This window comes from Streptomyces sp. NBC_00996, assembly GCF_045162675.1.
Lineage (GTDB): Bacteria > Actinomycetota > Actinomycetes > Streptomycetales > Streptomycetaceae > Streptomyces.
In genome coordinates this window covers 3,581,456-3,598,099 of record NZ_CP108723.1, presented here as the reverse complement: position 1 = coordinate 3,598,099, position 16,644 = coordinate 3,581,456, and the positions used below count along the sequence as shown (strand labels likewise).

Annotated in this window: 17 protein-coding genes; 8 read left to right on the top strand and 9 right to left on the bottom strand. The window is 70.0% G+C overall.

Annotation, left to right across the window (positions count from 1 at the left end):
* The first annotated feature begins 8 nt into the window (after nucleotides 1–8).
* Genes ybeY through OG390_RS16935 form a run of 3 tightly spaced genes read left to right on the top strand, consistent with a single transcriptional unit; the run spans nucleotide 9 to nucleotide 2,163 of the window.
* Nucleotides 9–506: an rRNA maturation RNase YbeY gene (gene ybeY / locus OG390_RS16945; protein WP_189185145.1), complete on the top strand. Its 498-nt coding sequence runs from the start codon at nucleotides 9–11 to the stop codon at nucleotides 504–506.
* Nucleotides 503–1,807 carry a hemolysin family protein gene (locus OG390_RS16940; protein WP_406168802.1) on the top strand — a complete coding sequence of 435 codons (1,305 nt, stop codon included), beginning with the start codon at nucleotides 503–505 and terminating at the stop codon, nucleotides 1,805–1,807. The genes ybeY and OG390_RS16940 overlap by 4 nt, the downstream gene beginning before the upstream one ends.
* Entirely contained in the window at nucleotides 1,804–2,163 is a 360-nt protein-coding gene (locus OG390_RS16935) for an MmcQ/YjbR family DNA-binding protein (RefSeq protein ID WP_406168800.1), read from the top strand. The genes OG390_RS16940 and OG390_RS16935 overlap by 4 nt, the downstream gene beginning before the upstream one ends.
* Here OG390_RS16935 and OG390_RS16930 read toward each other — a convergent pair.
* Entirely contained in the window at nucleotides 2,125–3,675 is a 1,551-nt protein-coding gene (locus OG390_RS16930) for an MFS transporter (protein ID WP_406168798.1), read from the bottom strand. The two genes, OG390_RS16935 and OG390_RS16930, sit on opposite strands and share 39 nt — an antisense overlap.
* Before the next feature lie 144 nt (nucleotides 3,676–3,819).
* Between OG390_RS16930 and OG390_RS16925 the strand changes: the two genes are divergently transcribed.
* Both OG390_RS16925 and OG390_RS16920 read left to right on the top strand, forming a co-directional pair.
* Nucleotides 3,820–4,641, top strand: a complete 822-nt coding sequence (locus OG390_RS16925) for a helix-turn-helix transcriptional regulator (RefSeq protein ID WP_406177714.1) — start codon at nucleotides 3,820–3,822, stop codon at nucleotides 4,639–4,641.
* 48 nt (nucleotides 4,642–4,689) lie between these two features.
* Nucleotides 4,690–5,043, top strand: coding sequence for a cytidine deaminase (locus tag OG390_RS16920; RefSeq protein ID WP_406168796.1), 354 nt, complete (start codon nucleotides 4,690–4,692; stop codon nucleotides 5,041–5,043).
* 132 nt (nucleotides 5,044–5,175) lie between these two features.
* On the opposite strand, the gene era is transcribed toward OG390_RS16920, so the two are convergent.
* Nucleotides 5,176–6,135 carry a GTPase Era gene (gene era, locus OG390_RS16915; RefSeq protein WP_406168794.1) on the bottom strand — a complete coding sequence of 320 codons (960 nt, stop codon included), beginning with the start codon at nucleotides 6,133–6,135 and terminating at the stop codon, nucleotides 5,176–5,178.
* A 166-nt stretch (nucleotides 6,136–6,301) separates the two neighbouring features.
* Here era and OG390_RS16910 point away from each other — a divergent pair, with 166 nt between their 5' ends.
* Nucleotides 6,302–7,624: an ammonium transporter gene (locus tag OG390_RS16910; protein ID WP_406168792.1), complete on the top strand. Its 1,323-nt coding sequence runs from the start codon at nucleotides 6,302–6,304 to the stop codon at nucleotides 7,622–7,624.
* Here OG390_RS16910 and OG390_RS16905 read toward each other — a convergent pair.
* Entirely contained in the window at nucleotides 7,568–8,857 is a 1,290-nt protein-coding gene (locus OG390_RS16905; protein WP_406168791.1) for an RNA-guided endonuclease InsQ/TnpB family protein, read from the bottom strand. The genes OG390_RS16910 and OG390_RS16905 overlap by 57 nt on opposite strands.
* 149 nt (nucleotides 8,858–9,006) lie before the next feature.
* Between OG390_RS16905 and OG390_RS16900 the strand changes: the two genes are divergently transcribed.
* Nucleotides 9,007–9,345: a P-II family nitrogen regulator gene (locus OG390_RS16900; RefSeq protein ID WP_399074491.1), complete on the top strand. Its 339-nt coding sequence runs from the start codon at nucleotides 9,007–9,009 to the stop codon at nucleotides 9,343–9,345.
* 376 nt (nucleotides 9,346–9,721) lie between these two features.
* On the opposite strand, the gene OG390_RS16895 is transcribed toward OG390_RS16900, so the two are convergent.
* Complete coding sequence (locus OG390_RS16895; protein ID WP_406168789.1) at nucleotides 9,722–10,198, bottom strand: hypothetical protein; 477 nt, start codon at nucleotides 10,196–10,198, stop codon at nucleotides 9,722–9,724.
* 376 nt (nucleotides 10,199–10,574) lie between these two features.
* Entirely contained in the window at nucleotides 10,575–11,417 is an 843-nt protein-coding gene (locus tag OG390_RS16890) for a helix-turn-helix transcriptional regulator (protein WP_406168788.1), read from the bottom strand.
* Nucleotides 11,418–11,536: 119 nt separating this feature from the next.
* Between OG390_RS16890 and OG390_RS16885 the strand changes: the two genes are divergently transcribed.
* A complete protein-coding gene (locus tag OG390_RS16885) occupies nucleotides 11,537–12,394 on the top strand; it encodes an NAD-dependent epimerase/dehydratase family protein (RefSeq protein WP_406168786.1) in 858 nt (285 codons plus the stop codon).
* A gap of 38 nt (nucleotides 12,395–12,432) precedes the next feature.
* Here OG390_RS16885 and OG390_RS16880 read toward each other — a convergent pair whose 3' ends face one another.
* The 4 genes from OG390_RS16880 to OG390_RS16865 all read right to left on the bottom strand — a co-directional run bounded on the left by OG390_RS16880 (nucleotide 12,433) and on the right by OG390_RS16865 (nucleotide 16,548).
* A complete protein-coding gene (locus OG390_RS16880; RefSeq protein ID WP_406177713.1) occupies nucleotides 12,433–13,692 on the bottom strand; it encodes an MFS transporter in 1,260 nt (419 codons plus the stop codon).
* Complete coding sequence (locus OG390_RS16875) at nucleotides 13,689–15,005, bottom strand: GH1 family beta-glucosidase (protein WP_406168784.1); 1,317 nt, start codon at nucleotides 15,003–15,005, stop codon at nucleotides 13,689–13,691. Before OG390_RS16875 ends, OG390_RS16880 begins: the two co-directional genes overlap by 4 nt.
* Before the next feature lie 173 nt (nucleotides 15,006–15,178).
* Nucleotides 15,179–15,445: a protealysin inhibitor emfourin gene (locus OG390_RS16870; RefSeq protein WP_399074481.1), complete on the bottom strand. Its 267-nt coding sequence runs from the start codon at nucleotides 15,443–15,445 to the stop codon at nucleotides 15,179–15,181.
* 32 nt (nucleotides 15,446–15,477) lie between these two features.
* Complete coding sequence (locus OG390_RS16865) at nucleotides 15,478–16,548, bottom strand: M4 family metallopeptidase (RefSeq protein WP_406168782.1); 1,071 nt, start codon at nucleotides 16,546–16,548, stop codon at nucleotides 15,478–15,480.
* Between the last annotated feature and the right edge of the window lie 96 nt (nucleotides 16,549–16,644).

Sequence of the window (16,644 nt, the reverse complement as noted above, 5' to 3'; positions counted from 1 at the left end):
GCACGACCATGTCGATCGACGTCAACAACGAGTCCGGAACCGAGGTCGACGAGCAGGCGATCCTCGACATCGCCCGCTACGCGCTCGCGCGGATGCGCATCCACCCGCTCTCCGAGCTCTCGGTGATCGTCGTGGACGCCGACGCCATGGAGCAGCTCCACATCCAGTGGATGGACCTGCCAGGACCGACGGATGTCATGTCCTTTCCCATGGACGAGCTGCGGCCGCCGTCGAAGGACGACGACGAGCCGCCGCAGGGCCTGCTCGGCGACATCGTGCTCTGCCCGGAGGTCGCCGAGCGACAGGGCAAGGAAGCCGCGACGCAGCACTCCATGGACGAGGAGCTCCAGCTCCTCACCGTCCATGGGGTGCTGCACCTGCTCGGCTACGACCACGAGGAAGCGGACGAGAAGGCCGAGATGTTCGGTCTCCAGGCCGCCATCGTGGACGGCTGGCGCGCGGAGAAGGGCATGACGGGCCCCTCCCCGGCCCCGACCGTGTCATGAGTCCTCAACTCGTCGTCGGCGCCGTCCTGCTGGTCGTCGTCGCCTGGCTCGCCGCCTGCGCGGAGGCGGGCCTCGCGCGCGTCTCCAGCTTCCGCGCCGAGGAGGCCGTACGCAGCGGCCGGCGCGGCAGCGCCAAGCTCGCGCAGGTCGCCGCCGACCCGACCCGCTATCTGAACGTGGCGCTGCTCGTGCGAGTGGCCTGCGAGATGGCGGCCGCCGCGCTCGTCACGTACGCCTGCTTGAAGGAGTTCGACAAGACCTGGCAGGCGTTGGCCGTCGCCATCGGCGTCATGGTCCTCGTCTCGTACGTCGCGGTCGGCGTCTCCCCGCGCACCATCGGCCGCCAGCACCCGCTGAACACGGCGACGGCAGCGGCATATGTCCTGCTTCCGCTGGCCCGGGTGATGGGCCCGATCCCGCCCCTGCTCATCCTCATCGGCAACGCGCTCACGCCCGGCAAGGGCTTCCGGCGCGGCCCGTTCGCCTCCGAGGCCGAGCTGCGCGCGCTGGTCGACCTCGCCGAGAAGGAGTCGCTCATCGAGGACGAGGAGCGCCGCATGGTGCACTCCGTCTTCGAGCTGGGCGACACCCTCGTGCGCGAGGTCATGGTCCCGAGGACCGACCTCGTCGTCATCGAGCGCTACAAGACCATCCGCCAGGCCCTGACCCTCGCGTTGCGCTCGGGCTTCTCCCGCATCCCCGTCACCGGGGAGAGCGAGGACGACATCGTGGGGATCGTGTATCTGAAGGACCTGGCCCGCAAGACGCACATCAGCCGCGACGCCGAGTCCGAGCTGGTGTCGACGGCCATGCGGCCCGCCACCTTCGTGCCCGACACGAAGAACGCGGGCGATCTGCTGCGCGAGATGCAGCAGGAGCGCAACCACGTCGCCGTCGTCATCGACGAGTACGGCGGCACGGCCGGCATCGTCACCATCGAGGACATCCTCGAGGAGATCGTCGGCGAGATCACCGACGAGTACGACCGCGAGCTGCCGCCCGTCCAGGAGCTCGGCGACGACCGCTACCGCGTCACCGCCCGCCTCGACATCGGCGACCTCGGCGAGCTGTACGGCTTCGAGGCGTACGACGACGAGGACGTGGAGACCGTCGGCGGGCTGCTCGCCAAGGCGCTCGGGCGGGTCCCGATCGCCGGGGCCTCCTCGGTGGTCGAGCTGCCCGACGGGCGCGAACTGCGGCTGACGGCGGAGGCCGCAGCCGGACGCCGGAACAAGATCGTCACGGTGCTCGTCGAGCCGGTCGGCCCGGTCGAGCCCCTCGAGGAGGAGAAGCCGGAGTGACCCCGCAGCAGCTGCGCGCGTTCTGCCTGTCCTTCAACGCGACCGTCGAGGACTTCCCCTTCAACCCGGAGACCTCGGTCTTCAAGGTGCTGGGCAAGCTCTTCGCCCTGAGCCATCTGGGCGCACGCCCGCTGACGGTCAATCTGAAGTGCGACCCGGACGACGCGGTCCGGCTGCGCGGCGAGCACCCGGGGCTGATCATCCCCGGCTATCACATGAACAAGCGGCACTGGAACACGGTGACGGTCGACGGCGAACTCCCGGACCGGCTGGTCCGGGAGCTCATCGAGGATTCGTACGATCTCGTCGTCGCCGGTCTACCGAAGGCCGAGCGCCTCCGCCTCGACCGGCTCTGAACCCGCCTTCGGGCCACGTCGGCCGAGTCCCACCGCGACCAGCACCGCCGCGGCCAGGACGATCGCCGCGTCCAGGGCGAGCACCGTGTGGACGCCGCTCAGCAGGTCGTCCGACGTCGTCGCGAGGACGCCGAGCAGCGGGATGCCGACGGTGATGCCGACCTGCTGGGTGGAGGTCACCAGGCCCGTGGCCAGGCCCTGCTCCTCGTCGGGGACGCCCGAGGTGACGGTCAGGCCGTAGGAGATGATCGCGCCGAGGTGGCACATGCTGGCCAGCGAGACCGCGGCGGCGGCGAGCCAGACGGACCAGGTGTGCGCGTTCAGTCCCACCAGCGCCGCGACGAACAGTCCCTGCCCTGCCAGTGAGCCGACCAGCGTACGGCGGGCGCCGAAGCGGCCGATGACCTTCGGGGCGTACACCCCGGCGACGGCCGACAGCGCGCCCTGGACGCCGAAGACCAGACCGGTCTCGAAGGCGGACAGGTCGAGGGTCTCCTGCAGGTACAGCGTCAGCACGAAGACCACCGTCGACATCATCGAGAAGGTGACCAGACCGCCCAGGTTGCCCCACGCCACCGTGCGGCGGCGCAGCATGGGGAGGCTGACCAGCGGGGCCTGGGCACGCGACTCGATGTATCCGAACGCGGCCAGCAGGAGGACACCCGCGACGAGGCCCGCGATGACGTCCGCGCCGCCGAAGCCGCGCTCGGCAGCCGTCGACAGGGCGTAGATCAGGGCCAGCAGACCGCCGGTGACGGTGACCGCTCCCGGGATGTCCAGACGCGGGCGGTCGGGGATGGGGGCACCTCCCATGCCCTTAAGGCTATGGGGGAGGGACTCCGGCAGGAGGCCCGGGGCCAGCGGCAGCACGATCAGCGCGAAGACCGACAGCAGGCCCATCGTCGAGCGCCAGCCGAGTACGTCGGTCAGGACGCCGCCCGCCACCATGCCGACCGTGAAGCCGAGGGACAGCAGCGTGCCCGAGATGCCCAGGGCACGGTCGCGCGCCGGGCCCTCCCGGAACGTCGTCGTCAGCAGCGACATGGCCGTCGGCACGATCGCCGCCGCGCCCAGGCCCTGCAACGCCCGCCCGGCCAGGAACGACGCCGGGTCCCAGGCGAAGGTCGCGAGCAGCGAGGCCGCGCCGAACAGGGCCAGGCCCGTCAGGAAGAGCCTGCGGCGGCCGTACAGGTCGCCGATCCGGCCGAAGAGGAGCAGGAAGCCGCCGGACGGCAACGCGAAGGCGGTGACCGCCCACTGGAGCGCGGACTGGCTCATGCCCAGGTCCCTGCCGAGCACGGGCAGCGCCACGTTCAGGACGGAGAAGTCGAGCGCGACCATGAACTGCGCCGCACACAGCACGAAGAGGACGAGCTTGTCGCGGGTCGAAAGCCGCGTGCCGAGCGGGGGTTGGGGGCCTCGCGCGGGGCCGGTGGAGGTGCGGGTGGGGACGCCTGGGGAGGTGCCGGTGGGGGTTTCGGCCGTCGTCTCGGTCGTGGTCTCGATCGCCATGGCAAGAGCTTCCTGCGGTCGGAACAACCGTGGGGAGCGGGAACTTATGCTGGTGGTCGCACCACCAGTCACCAAGAGGGGGATTCGAACGTGACTCAGGACGCGCTCAGGACCCACCGACGGCGGGAACTGCGGGACTTCCTGATGAGCCGTCGGGCCCGGGTGTCACCGGCCCAGGCCGGGCTGCCGGACGGCGGGGCGCGCCGTCGCACCCCCGGTCTGCGTCGGGAGGAGGTCGCCGTGCTCGCGGGTGTCGGCGCCTCCTGGTACCAGTGGCTGGAGCAGGGACGCGACATCTCCGTCTCGCCGCAGGTCCTCGACTCGGTGGCCCGTGTGCTGCGGCTCAGCAACGCCGAGCGGCGCCATCTGTATGTGCTCGCCGGGCTGAACCCGCCGGAGCCCGAGGTCGCGCCCGAGGACCGGGACATGTGCGAGGGGCTGCGGCGGCTGATCGACACGTGGATGCCGTATCCGGCGCACATCATGGACCGGTACTACAACTGCGTGATGTACAACGACGCCGCCGGGATGGTTCTCGGCATGCGCCCCGAGAACACACAGAACTGCATCGTCGACTTCTTCACCGACCCGCTCTACCGGGGTCAGTCCCGGACGTGGGAGGAGAACGCGCGCACGGTCGTCGCCCAGTTCCGCGCGTCGTGCGCCGCCGACCCCACGGACGAGGGGTTCCAGGAGCTGCTGACCCAACTGCGGGAATCCAGCGCCGAGTTCACCGAGCTGTGGGAGCGGCGGGACATCGAGGACGCCGGGCAGATCCGCAAGGAGCTCGACCATCCGCTGGTCGGTCTGCTGGCCGTCGAGTCCACCGCCATGAAGGTCCCGGCGCGGCCCGACCTCACGATCGTGCTGCACACGCCGCTGCCGGAGGCGAACACGGCGGCGAAGCTGGAGTGGCTGGCTTCGCCGGAGGGGCGGCGGGGGTCGATGTACACGGTGGCCGGCTAGCCGCGTACCGCCGCGCGGGGTGGGAGTGGTGCTTCGTATGCTCGGGGCATGACCGACAGCAGCGCGCTTGACCCCGAGGACCGCAAGATCGTGACCCTGGCCCGTTCCGTGCGGGCCCGCAATGGTGTGCCCGAGGGGGCGGCTGTGCGGGACGAGACGGGCCGTACGTATGTCGCCGGGACGGTGGCTCTGCCCTCCCTGCGGCTGAGTGCCCTCCAGACCGCCGTGGCCATGGCGGTCGCCTCGGGGGCGAAGTCCCTGGAGGCGGCGGCTGTGGTGTCCGAGACGGAGGCCGTGGCCGCGGAGGACCGGGCTGCGGTGCGGGACCTCGGCGGGGCCGAGACGCCGGTGCTCCTCGCGGGGCCCGACGGGGCGGTCCGCACCGCGGTCACCGCGGGCTGAGGCAAGGGTCTTCGCCCCCTCAGCCCCTACCCGTCCCGTACCTGGGGCTCCGCCCCGGACCCCGTTCGCGCAGTTCCCCGCGCTCCTGAAAAGGGGCGCGGGGAACTGCGCGGTCTTCGGAGCCCGCCCAGCTCAGAACCCCAGCTTGCGCAGCTGCCGAGGATCCCGCTGCCAGTCCTTGGCGACCTTCACATGCAGGTCGAGGAAGACCGGCGTACCCAGCAGCGCCTCGATCTGCTTGCGGGACTTGATGCCGACCTCCTTCAGACGCTTGCCCTTGGGGCCGATGATGATGCCCTTCTGGCTGGGCCGCTCGATGTAGACGAAGGCGTGGATGTCCAGGAGGGGCTTGTCGGCGGGCCGGTCCTCGCGCGGCAGCATCTCCTCCACGACGACGGCGATGGAGTGCGGCAGCTCGTCGCGCACACCCTCCAGAGCGGCCTCGCGGATCAGCTCCGCGATCATGACCTGCTCGGGCTCGTCGGTGAGATCGCCCTCGGGGTAGAGGGCCGGGCCCTCCGGCAGCAGCGGCACGATCAGGTCGGCCAGCAGGCTCACCTGCTTGTCGCCGACCGCCGACACCGGCACGATCTCCGCCCACTCGAACCCCAGCTCCTTGCCGAGCTGATCGATCGCGATGAGCTGCTCGGCGAGCGTCTTGCTGTCGACCAGGTCCGTCTTGGTGACGATCGCGATCTTCGGCGTCTTCTTGATGGACGCCAGTTCCTTCGCGATGAATCGGTCACCGGGGCCGAGCTTCTCATTGGCCGGCAGACAGAAGCCGATGACGTCGACCTCGGCCCAGGTGGTCCGGACGACGTCGTTGAGCCGCTCGCCGAGGAGCGTGCGCGGCTTGTGCAGACCAGGGGTGTCCACCAGGATCAGCTGGGCGTCGGGCCGGTGCACGATGCCCCGTACCGTGTGCCGAGTCGTCTGCGGCTGGTTCGCGGTGATCGCCACCTTCTGGCCGACCAGAGCATTCGTAAGGGTGGACTTGCCCGCGTTGGGGCGGCCCACGAAGCAGGCGAAGCCGACGCGGTGGGGGGCCTCGGACGGCTTGGATGACGGGGTACGAACGCTCATGGCGCCCATTGTCCCTGATCCACAAGCCCCCGCCGCACGCCGTGCGCCCCGGCTGTACGCCGTGAGGTTCCGGAAACCCCCGCGCAACACGAAACACGCCGGAAACGCGTGTGTGCACAACCGGAAACGCGCGCCCGTGACTCTCTGACGACGCCCTCGGACCGCTGGAGAGACTGTGACCCTGGCTGCCCCGCACATCGACACCGGTGACACGGCCTGGCTGCTCGCCGCCACCGCGCTCGTCCTGCTGATGACGCCCGGCCTGGCCCTTTTCTACGGCGGCATGGTCCGCACGAAGAGCGTCCTCAACATGCTGATGATGAGCTTCGTGTCGATCGCCCTGGTCACGGTGGTGTGGCTGGCCGCCGGTTACTCGCTCGCGTTCGGGGACGACGCCCTCGGCGGGCTCATCGGAGGGCTCAAGCATGCGGGCATGGCGGGCCTCGGCCCGGACAGTGTCCAGGGCACGGTCCCCACCCTCCTCTTCGCCACCTTCCAGCTCACCTTCGCGATCATCACCGCCGCGCTGATCAGTGGCGCGATCGCGGATCGCGCGAAGTTCGGGGCCTGGCTGGTCTTCGTGCCGGTCTGGGCGCTGCTCGTATACGTTCCCGTGGCCCACTGGGTGTGGGGTCCCGGGGGCTGGATCCTGGACAGGCTGGGCGCGCTGGACTTCGCGGGCGGTCTGCCGGTCGAGATCACCTCGGGCGCCTCCGGGCTCGCGCTCTGTCTGGTCCTCGGTCCGCGCCTCGGCTTCAAGAAGGACGCCATGCGGCCGCACAACCTGCCGATGGTGATGCTGGGTGCCGGACTGCTGTGGTTCGGCTGGTTCGGCTTCAACGCGGGCTCGGCTCTCGGCGCCAACGGGCTGGCCGCCGCCGCGTTCCTCAACACGCTCGCCGCCGGGTGCACCGGCCTGCTCGGCTGGCTCTTCGTCGAGCAGAAGCGCGACGGGCATCCGACCACGCTGGGCGCGGCGTCCGGCGCGGTCGCGGGTCTGGTGGCCATCACCCCGTCCTGCGGGTCCGTGTCGTTGCCGGGTGCGCTGGTCGTCGGTCTCGCCGCCGGTGCCGTCTGCTCGTACGCCGTGAGCTGGAAGTTCAAGCTGAACTACGACGACTCGCTGGACGTCGTCGGTGTGCACCTGGTCGGCGGGATCATCGGCACGCTGCTCATCGGAGTCTTCGCGGCCAAGGAGATGACGGGTGGGGCCGAGGGGCTCCTGTACGGCGGCGGGCTCGGCCAGCTCGGCAAGCAGTTGGTCGCCGTGGTGGCGGTCGGGGCGTACGCCTTCACCGCCACGTACGGCATCGGGAAGCTGATCGACCGGCTCATGGGCTTCCGGGCGGACGAGGAGCAGGAGCAGACCGGCCTGGACCTTACGGTGCACGCCGAGAGCGCCTACGATCACGGGGCCCTGGGCCACGGTGCCTCGGTCTCTTCATCCCTCCCCACCGCGACCGCCGCGACGACGACGAAGGCCAAGACCCAGGCTTGACTTCCTCCCCTCCCCAAGGGGAGAGGATTCCCACGGCTCGCGCCGTGGGGCTTCCTGCTTCATCACCGACTGCCTGCCCGGATATCTCCGTTGAGGTCTTACACCGGCTCCACAGGCTGAAACCGCCAGCCCGGCGGCCCTGAGGTTCTTTGCCGCGTTCACGTCCCGGTCGTGGGCCGTACCGCAGTTCTCGCACGTCCAGGTTCGAACGTTGAGCGGCATCCGCGCTTGCAGCGTGCCGCAGCTGGAGCACAGCTTGGACGAGGGAAACCAGCGGTCCACGACCACCAACTGCCGCCCGTACCAAGTGCATTTGTACTCCAGCATGGAACGCAACTCGGACCACGCCGCATCACTGATGGCCCGGGCGAGTGCGCGGTTCTTGACCATGGCGTGCACGGCCAGGTCTTCGATCACGACCGTTTGGTTTTCACGGACGAGTCGAGTTGTCAGCCTGTGCAGCGCGTCACGCCTGCGATCGGTGATGCGGGCGTGGATTGTGGCGACCTTGTGGGCGGCCTTGGCCCGGTTCGCTCCATCACCCTTGGCCTTGCGGGACAGTTCCCGCTGGGCCTTGGCGAGCCGGGCACGGTCTTTCCGCTCATGCCGCGGGTTCGTGATCTTCTCTCCCGTGGAGAGTGTCACCAGATGGTTCAGCCCGGCATCGAGTCCGACTGCTGAACCCGTTACGGGCAACGGCTTGACGTCCGGATCCTCGCACAGCAGGGACACGAACCAGCGTCCCGCGCTGTCTCGGGAAACAGTCACCGTGGACGGCACCGCGCCTGTCGGGAGAGGCCGGGACCAGACGATAGCGAGTGGCTCGGTCATCTTCGCCAGATACAGATGTCCGTTGCGGAAGCGGAACGCGGAGGAGCTGTACTCGGCGGAGGAACGGGACTTCTTCCTTGACTTGAAGCGGGGGTACTTGGCCCGCTTGGCAAAGAAGTTGGTGAACGCCCCTTGCAGGTGGCGAAGGCATTGCTGGAGTGGAACCGACGACACCTCGTTGAGATAAGCGAGTTGCTCGCTCTTCTTCCATGCGGTCAGCATCGCCGAGGTGGCGTTGTAGTTGATCCGCTCCTGCCGCATGGTCCACGCCTCAGTGCGGGCGGCGAGCGCCATGTTGTAGACCTTCCGCACGCATCCGAACGTGCGAGACAGCTCCCTCGCCTGCGCATCGGTCGGGTAGAAGCGGTACTTGAACGCCCGCTTCACGTGGCCGGTTCCCATAGCTCACAAACTACCATGCCATCTTGTAAGATCAGCAATTAGTTGATAGCGGACGGCGATCCGCCCTGGCGGCGCATCACCTTCTCCTGCTCGGCGTGAGCCTGCGTCTCTCCCGTCTGAAGGCGGGGCGTATCCATGAAGGGATCCGGATGAAACTCATCACCGCCATCGTCAAGCCGTACCGCCTCGACGAGGTCAAGACCGCCCTGCAGGAAATCGGCGTGCACGGCCTGACGGTCACCGAGGCCAGCGGCTATGGACGCCAGCGCGGCCACACCGAGGTGTACCGCGGGGCCGAGTACCAGGTCGACCTCGTCCCCAAAGTGCGGATCGAGGTCGTCGTCGAGGACGCGGACGCCGACGCGGTCATCGAGGCGGTCGTGAAGGCCGCGCAGACCGGGAAGATCGGGGACGGGAAGGTGTGGGCCGTGCCGGTGGAGACCGTGGTGCGGGTACGGACGGGGGAGCGCGGGCCGGACGCGCTCTGATCCTCCGCCGCAGCTGTGAGCATGCGTGCCGGCCCTGCGGCACGATGGCCCGCAGCCAGGGCCTGTCGTTTGGATCAGGCCGGGCTCGCGGGGCTTGGCACGCACATCTGCGGCGTTGTCTTCACGCGCCGACGGGATGCAGTGCGTGGCGAAGTCCACGTGGGTGGCGGCTCCCGCCGGGGCGGCCGGTGCACCTCCCGCGGTGCCGCGAGGGCGGTCACCCCGAGCAGCGCCGAGGTCATCAACTCCTGGTGCACACAAGGGAGTTGTGTTGCGTGTGGCACCGTGCCGTGATCCGTGATCCGTGATCCGTGATCCGTGATCCGTGAACCGGTGCCGCTGCGCGCGGGCGGCACCGGTCTTCACGTGTGCGGGCTCAGTCGAACACGAACGGGCCCGGGGACTGCGGTGCGTCCGCCGTGCAGGTGATGGTGATGCCGAAGACCACCATCTGCAGCGAGCCGCCGTATGCCTCCAGGCTGTCGCCGGAGGCGACCGTGCCGTCGAGCGGGCCGACGGAGACGCCGCCGCCCGCGGGGATGGCGGGGTTCTTCGTGCCGGAGAAGACCGTGGTGCCGCCGCTCGCCTTCACCATGGTCAGTGTGGAACCGACCGAGTCCTGGGCCACGTCGATCGGGGCCGTGATCTCGGTGGAGCTGAGGGTGATGGTCGCGGCCGTGCCGTCCTGGGTGGCCGTGAGGGTGGCCGCGCCGCTGCCGCCGATGCTGCAGGTCGCGTTGATGGTGGCCGTCTGTGGGGTGACGGCCGCGGCGGCGGGCGCGAAGGCCAGGCCGGTCGCGGCGAGGGTGCCGGCGGCTAACGCCGCGGCGATTCCGAGTTGCTTGCCTCTCATCGGATTCCCTTCCCTTGTACGGGAATTGCCATGTGGGGATGGTGGGACCGAACCGCCCTGTCCGGGCACACGGGCTTCTCACCTCTGTGCGGGCGAGGGTGCGGGGAGATGTGTGCGCGGACCGTCCGCGAGTGGGGTGCGGGACGCCATGCGGCGGCGTATCTGACGGTCCGTCGGAACGTGCGGTTCCATTGATGCGCGGGGGGCTCGCGATTGCAAGGGGTCCCGAGGCTTTCCTTCAACGGTCAGAAAAAGTGGCCGAAGTTGGGTGTCGGGTTGGGGTGTTCGCCCCCTCCGCCCCTACCCGTCCCGTCCCTGGGGGCTGCGCCCCCAGACCCCCTGAACGATTGCGCAGTTCCTCGCGCCCCTTTCGCGATCAGGAGCGGTCCGCGATCGGGGACATGTCCTGGAGGCCCACCACGCGCAGGAGTTGGAGGCGTTCGTAGGACTCGGTGCCGGGGCGGGCCGTGTGGACGATCAGGAGTTGGTTGTCGCCGGAGCTGAGCAGGATTTCGCAGTCCAGGTCGAGCAGCCCGACCGTGGGGTGCAGGAACCTCTTCGTCGAGGCGCGCCGCACCGCCACCTCGTGCGACTCCCAGAGTTGGCAGAACTCCTCACTGGCGGCACGGAGTTCGGCCACCAGGCGGGCCGGCTCCGGATCGTCGGGCCGGGCCGCGGTGACGGCACGCAGATTGGCGACATGGGCGCGCGCGTGCTCGGCACGGTCCTCGGGCGGGGAGAGGGCACGGCCCCGCGGGTCGATGAAGAAGCGCCGTACGAGATTGCGGTCGGTGTCCGCCGCGCCCACCAGGGCCGCCGCCATCGCGTTCTGCGCGAGCACATCGCCGTAGTCGGTGATCACCTGCGCGGGTGCGTCGTGCAGCCGGTCGAGGATCAGCAGCAGACCGGGGCGGACATGTGCCGAGGCACTCTCTGCCCGCGGCGGTTCCTCGCCCACCAGATGGAAGAGGTGGTCCCGTTCGTCGCCGGTGAGGCGGAGTGCCCGCGCCAGGGCGGTCAGCATCTGGCGGGACGGGCGCGGGCCCCGCGACTGTTCGAGCCGGGTGTAGTAGTCCACGGACATGCCGGCCAGCGCCGCCACCTCCTCGCGGCGCAGGCCGGGCGTACGGCGTCGGGCCCCGGCCGTGAGCCCCACGTCGGAGGGCTCCAGCCGGGCGCGGCTGCGGCGCAGGAAGTCGGCGAGTTCGGCTCGGTTCACGTCTCCAGCCTGACCGAACCCGCCCGTCTTATCCAGGCACTGCCAATCCCCGGATCAGCGGGTCTCTCCCGCCGCCCGGGGCACGGGGAGACGCTGAAGGCCGACGAGAGGAACCCATCATGTTGACGTTGGTGACAGGAACCACCGGCGAGGTCGGCCGCCGCTTCGTACCGCGGCTGCTGCGGCAGCTGCCCCCGGGCGACCGGGTACGGGTCCTGGTCCGCGACGAGGCGAAGGCGGCTGCCCTCGCCGACCTCGGCGCGCACGTCGCGGTCGGTGACCTGCGGGACGCGGAAGCGCTCGGCAGGGCCCTTGCGGGCGTCGACGCGGTGGTGAACATCGCGGCCGCCTTCCGTGGCGTACCCGACGAGGAGGCGCGGGCGGTCAACCGCGATGCCGCCCTGGAGCTGGGCCGCGCGGCCGAGACCTCCGGCGTACACCGCTTCGTGCAGGTCAGCACGAACCTGGTCTACGGAACGGGCCGCGGCCGCCCCCTCACCGAGGAGGACCCGAGTGTGCCCGGCGGCGACATGTGGGGCGCGTACCCGGAGGCGAAGGCGGAGGCGGAGCGGGGCCTGCTCGCCCTGGAGGGCGGTATGGACGTGCGGATCGGGCGTCTGCCCTTCGTCTACGGCGAAGGCGACCCGCATCTCGCCGCGTCGATGCAGTGGGCCGCGCACTGGCCCGCCACCCAGCGGCTCCAGATGGTCCACCACGCGGATGTCGCGCAGGGCCTGTGGCGCCTGCTGTACGCCCCGGGCACGGCGGGTGCCGTGTACAACATCGCCGACGACGCGCCCGTCACCACCGTCGACCTCCACCAGCTCAGCGGCGTCGACATCCCGCCCGCGCTGTACGAGCGCACCGACCCCGATCCCTGGTTCGGGATCGTGTCCACGGCCCGAATCCGCCGGGAACTGGGCTACCGCCCGCTGTATCCGTCGGTATGGACAGCGGCTGATGCGGGTGCCCTCTGAGCGGCCTCGGGGACGTACCGGCACGTCCCCGACGCCGCTCAGTCCACGCCCCTGATCCTGCCCACCAGCACCGCCCCCGCCATCCCGATCACCGCCGCGACGAGGTACAGCACCCGGTATCCGCCCAGATACGTCACGATCGGCGCGGCCAGCGCGGGCGCGGCGACCTGGGGCAGGGCGTTGGCGATGTTGATGACGCCGAGGTCCTTGCCGCGGTCCAGGGCCTTGGGCAGAACGTCCGTCATCAGGGCGAAGTCGACGGATGTGAAGACACCGAAGCCCACGCCCAGGACCGCCGCCGCGACGATCGCGCCCGGCCAGGTCTGCCAGCCGGAAAGGGCCGCCGTGGCCACCGCCATCAGGACGCCCGACCAGATCACGAACGGTTTGCGGCGGCCCACCCGGTCCGACCACACCCCGCCCACCACGACCGTGGCGAGCAGCGTGACACCGTTCACCGCGGTCAGGATCAGCACGCCGTTCTCGGGGTCGTCGTAGTGCAGCCGGTCCCTCAGGTAATAGAGCAGGTAGAGGAGTACGAGGGCGTTGCTCAGGTTGATCAGGAAGCGGGTCAGCCAGGCCCAGGCGAGGTCCGGGTAGCGGCGCGGACTCAGCCAGAAGGAGGCCAGGAAGGCGCGCCAGGACCAGGCGGGGCGGGCCGAGGCGGGCAGGCGCAGGTCCTGGTGGCGCAGTACGTAGGGCAGGACGCCCACCAGCGTGAACACCGCGCAGGCCGCGTACCCGCCGCCCACACCCCCCGCCGCCGTCGCCAGGCCCGTCCCGCCGACCACGCCCAGGATCTGCGCCGCGCCCAGCCGGCCGCCCACGGAACCCCGCTGCAGTCGTGGCACCCGGTCGGGCACGGCCGCCGTGACCGCAGCGAAGGCGGCGTTCAGCGTCAGCTGGACCAGACACCAGCCGGCTGCCATCGTCCACACGCCACCCGCGCCCGCCAGGAGCAGCAGGGACAGTGCGCCGCCCGTCGCTCCCGCCACGATCCACGGGGTACGGCGGCCCCAGCGCGCGGTCGTGCGGTCGGACAGCGCGCCGAAGAGCGGGTTGGCGACCAGCGAGACGACCGCGCCCGCGCCCGTGACCCACGCCAGCATCGTCTCCTTCGACATGCCGGTACCGGGCGCGAAGTCCTCCGCCTGGGAGGCGAGGAGGATCTGCAGGGGACCGTACCAGCCCACCCAGATCGCCCCGTTGGCCAGCGAGAGCGCCGAAGTCCAGCCCCGGCCGACCCGCTCGACCGGCTCGGCGAGAGCGGTCACCCGTACGGTGTCCTCGGTGGTCATCTCCGCGCCCGCAGGGCGTCCCGCAGCCACGCGTACGACGCCTTGGGTGTCCGCTCCAGCGTCTCGTAGTCGACATGGACGAGACCGAAGCGGCGTGCGTATCCCTCCGCCCACTCGAAGTTGTCCATCAGCGACCAGACGAAGTAGCCGCGTACGTCCACGCCCTGCTCCAGCGCCCGGTGCAGCGCCCGGACATGACCGTCCAGGAAGGTGATCCGCTCCTGGTCGTCGATGCCGTCGTACGAGCAGCCGTTCTCGGTGATGACGACGGGCGGGAGCCGGTCTCCATAGCGCTCGTGGAAGCCGACCAGCAGCTCGGTGAGTGCCTCGGGGACGACCGGCCAGCCGAAGTCCGTGACCGGGTAGCCCTCCAGTTCACGTACGGAGAAGGGGAGTTCCGCGGGCAGGGTCAGTCCGCTGAACTCGATCTCCTCGCCCTCGGGGGCGCCCACCTTGGTCGGCTGGTAGTAGTTGATCCCGTACCAGTCCAGCGGCTCCGCGATGACCTTCAGGTCCGATTCGACGTCGCCCGGCATCAACTCCCCGATGCCCTCGGGATATTGGCCGAGCAGCAGCGGGTCGGCGAACAGGCGGTTGAGGAGGATGTCGTAGAAGTCGGCGGCTTCCATGTCCTCGGTCCGGCGGGATGCCGCCCAGGTGGGCCCGTGGGAGTTGGCGATCCCGATGTCCGTGGCGCCGGCCGCGCGCAGGGCCCGTATGCCGAGGCCGTGGGCGAGGAGCTGGTGGTGAGCCACCGGCAAGGCGTCGAACAGGAGCTGTTTGCCGGGGGCGTGCGCGCCGAGCGCGTGGCCCAGCAGGGTGTGTTCGGCGGGCTCGTTGAGAGTGATCCACTTCTTCACGCGGTCGCCGAGGCGTGCGGCGACGACACCGGCGTACTCGGCGAAGCGCTCCGCCGTGTCCCGGTTCAGCCAGTCCAGCTCGAGTGGCAGGTCCCAGTGGAAGAGGGTCGGCACGGGCCGTACGCCGGCGGTGCACAGCTCGTCGACCAGGCGGTCGTAGAAGTCGAGACCGCCGGGGGAGTTCACCCGGGGCCAGGAGAGGGAGAAGCGGTAGGCGTCCACGCCGAGGTCGGCGAGAAGTGCCACGTCCTCGCGGTAGCGGTGGTAGTGGTCGCAGGCCACCTCCGCGGTGGTGCCGTCCTTGATCCGGCCGGGCTCGGCCGTGAAGGCGTCCCATACCGAGGGGGCGCGCTCGGTCGAGGCCCCCTCGATCTGGTGGGCCGAGGTGGACACGCCCCAGAGGAAGCCGGGCGGGAACTGCGGTAGGGGGTTCGTCGCCATGCGCGCGATCATCCGTACCGGCGGTAACGGAAGTCAACGGGGCGGTGTGAACTGGCCGTTACTTGTTGGGGCGCCCAGGGGGAGTGCGGTCTTTGTCCGGCTGCGGGCCGTCGGGGGCCGGTCGCGCCCAGGCGGCGGAGCCGCACGCTGTGACAGCCCCGCGCCCCTGACCCGGGACCTGCGTCCTAGGCGCCTTCCTTCAGTACCCGCGAAATCAACTTTCGTTGCTCCTCCGTGAGCCGGGGATCGGCCGCGTACACCGTCTTCCCGTCCACCGTGATCTCGTAGCTGAAGCCGTCCGGGACACCCGTGGGGGGCGCGCCCCGGCCGGCGGCGATCGCCTGCTCGGCCAGGGCGTGCCACTCATGGGCGTCGGGCCGTCCCGAGGTGTTCACCTCGGCATGGCGCTCGATGCCCGCGAATCCGCCCGTGCGCCTCACCTGAATACGCATGGGTCCTGTCTAGTACGAGTCGGGGGTCGGGGCTATGTGGTCGGCACTCCGACCTGTTCCCAGGCCTTCACCACGGCCTGGAGTTCCTCTCCCTCGTTGTACCGGGAGCGGGCCGCGGCGAGCGTGAGCCGGGCGAAGTCCGAGAACAGCGCCTGTGAGGGAAGCTCGCCGCCGGTCAGCACGTCGTACCAGATCTGTCCGGCCCGCTCCCACGCGTGGCCGCCGAGCGCCTCGGCGACGAGGTAGAAGGCGTGGTTGGGGATCCCGGAGTTGATGTGGACGCCGCCGTTGTCGCGGCCGGTGCGGACGTAGTGGTCCATCGTCGCGGGCTGCGGGTCCTTGCCGAGCACGTCGTCGTCGTACGCGCTGCCCGGCTCCTTCATGGAGCGCAGCGCCGTGCCGGTGACACGCGGGGCCAGCAGGCCCGCGCCGATCAGCCAGTCGGCCTCGGCGGCGCTCTGGCCGAGCGTGTACTGCTTGATCAGCGAGCCGAAGACGTCCGACATGGACTCGTTCAGGGCGCCGGGCTGGCCGAAGTAGGTGAGGTTGGCCGTGTACTGGGTGACGCCGTGGGTCAGCTCGTGGCCGATGACGTCGACCGGGATGGTGAAGTCGAGGAAGATCTCGCCGTCACCGTCGCCGAACACCATCTGCTCGCCGTTCCAGAAGGCGTTGTTGTAGTTCCGGTCGAAGTGCACGGTGGCGTCGAGAGGCAGGCCCTCGCCGTTGATCGAGTTGCGCCGGTACGCGTTCAGGTAGAGCTCGAAGGTCGCGCCCAGACCGGCGTACGCGCGGTTGACGGTGGCGTCCTTGCCCGGCTTGTCGCCCTCGCCGCGGACCTTCTTGCCGGGCAGGTCCTGGTGGTGGCGGGCGTCGTAGATCGTGCGGTGCGGCTTCTGCTCGGCCGCTTCCCCGGGTGGCACGACGGTCGGGGCGCCGATGACCGTGGTCAGCCGGCGGTGGGTGCGCTCATAGGCGTCGCGCTCCAGGGTCTGGCGCGCGGGACCCGCGAGCGCGGGGTCCTCGTGCTGGGCGAGCTTGTCGAGGACGTGGGGCGGCACGATGGTGCAGAAGACGGGCTCGAAGCCCCCGTTGGTCGTCATGCCCGGCACCCTTGCACTGAGTTATGGCTCTGTCACCACCTGCAACCATGATTGGTGAAATGGGTCGATAAGGAGCCTCGGAGTCCGGTTCGAAGT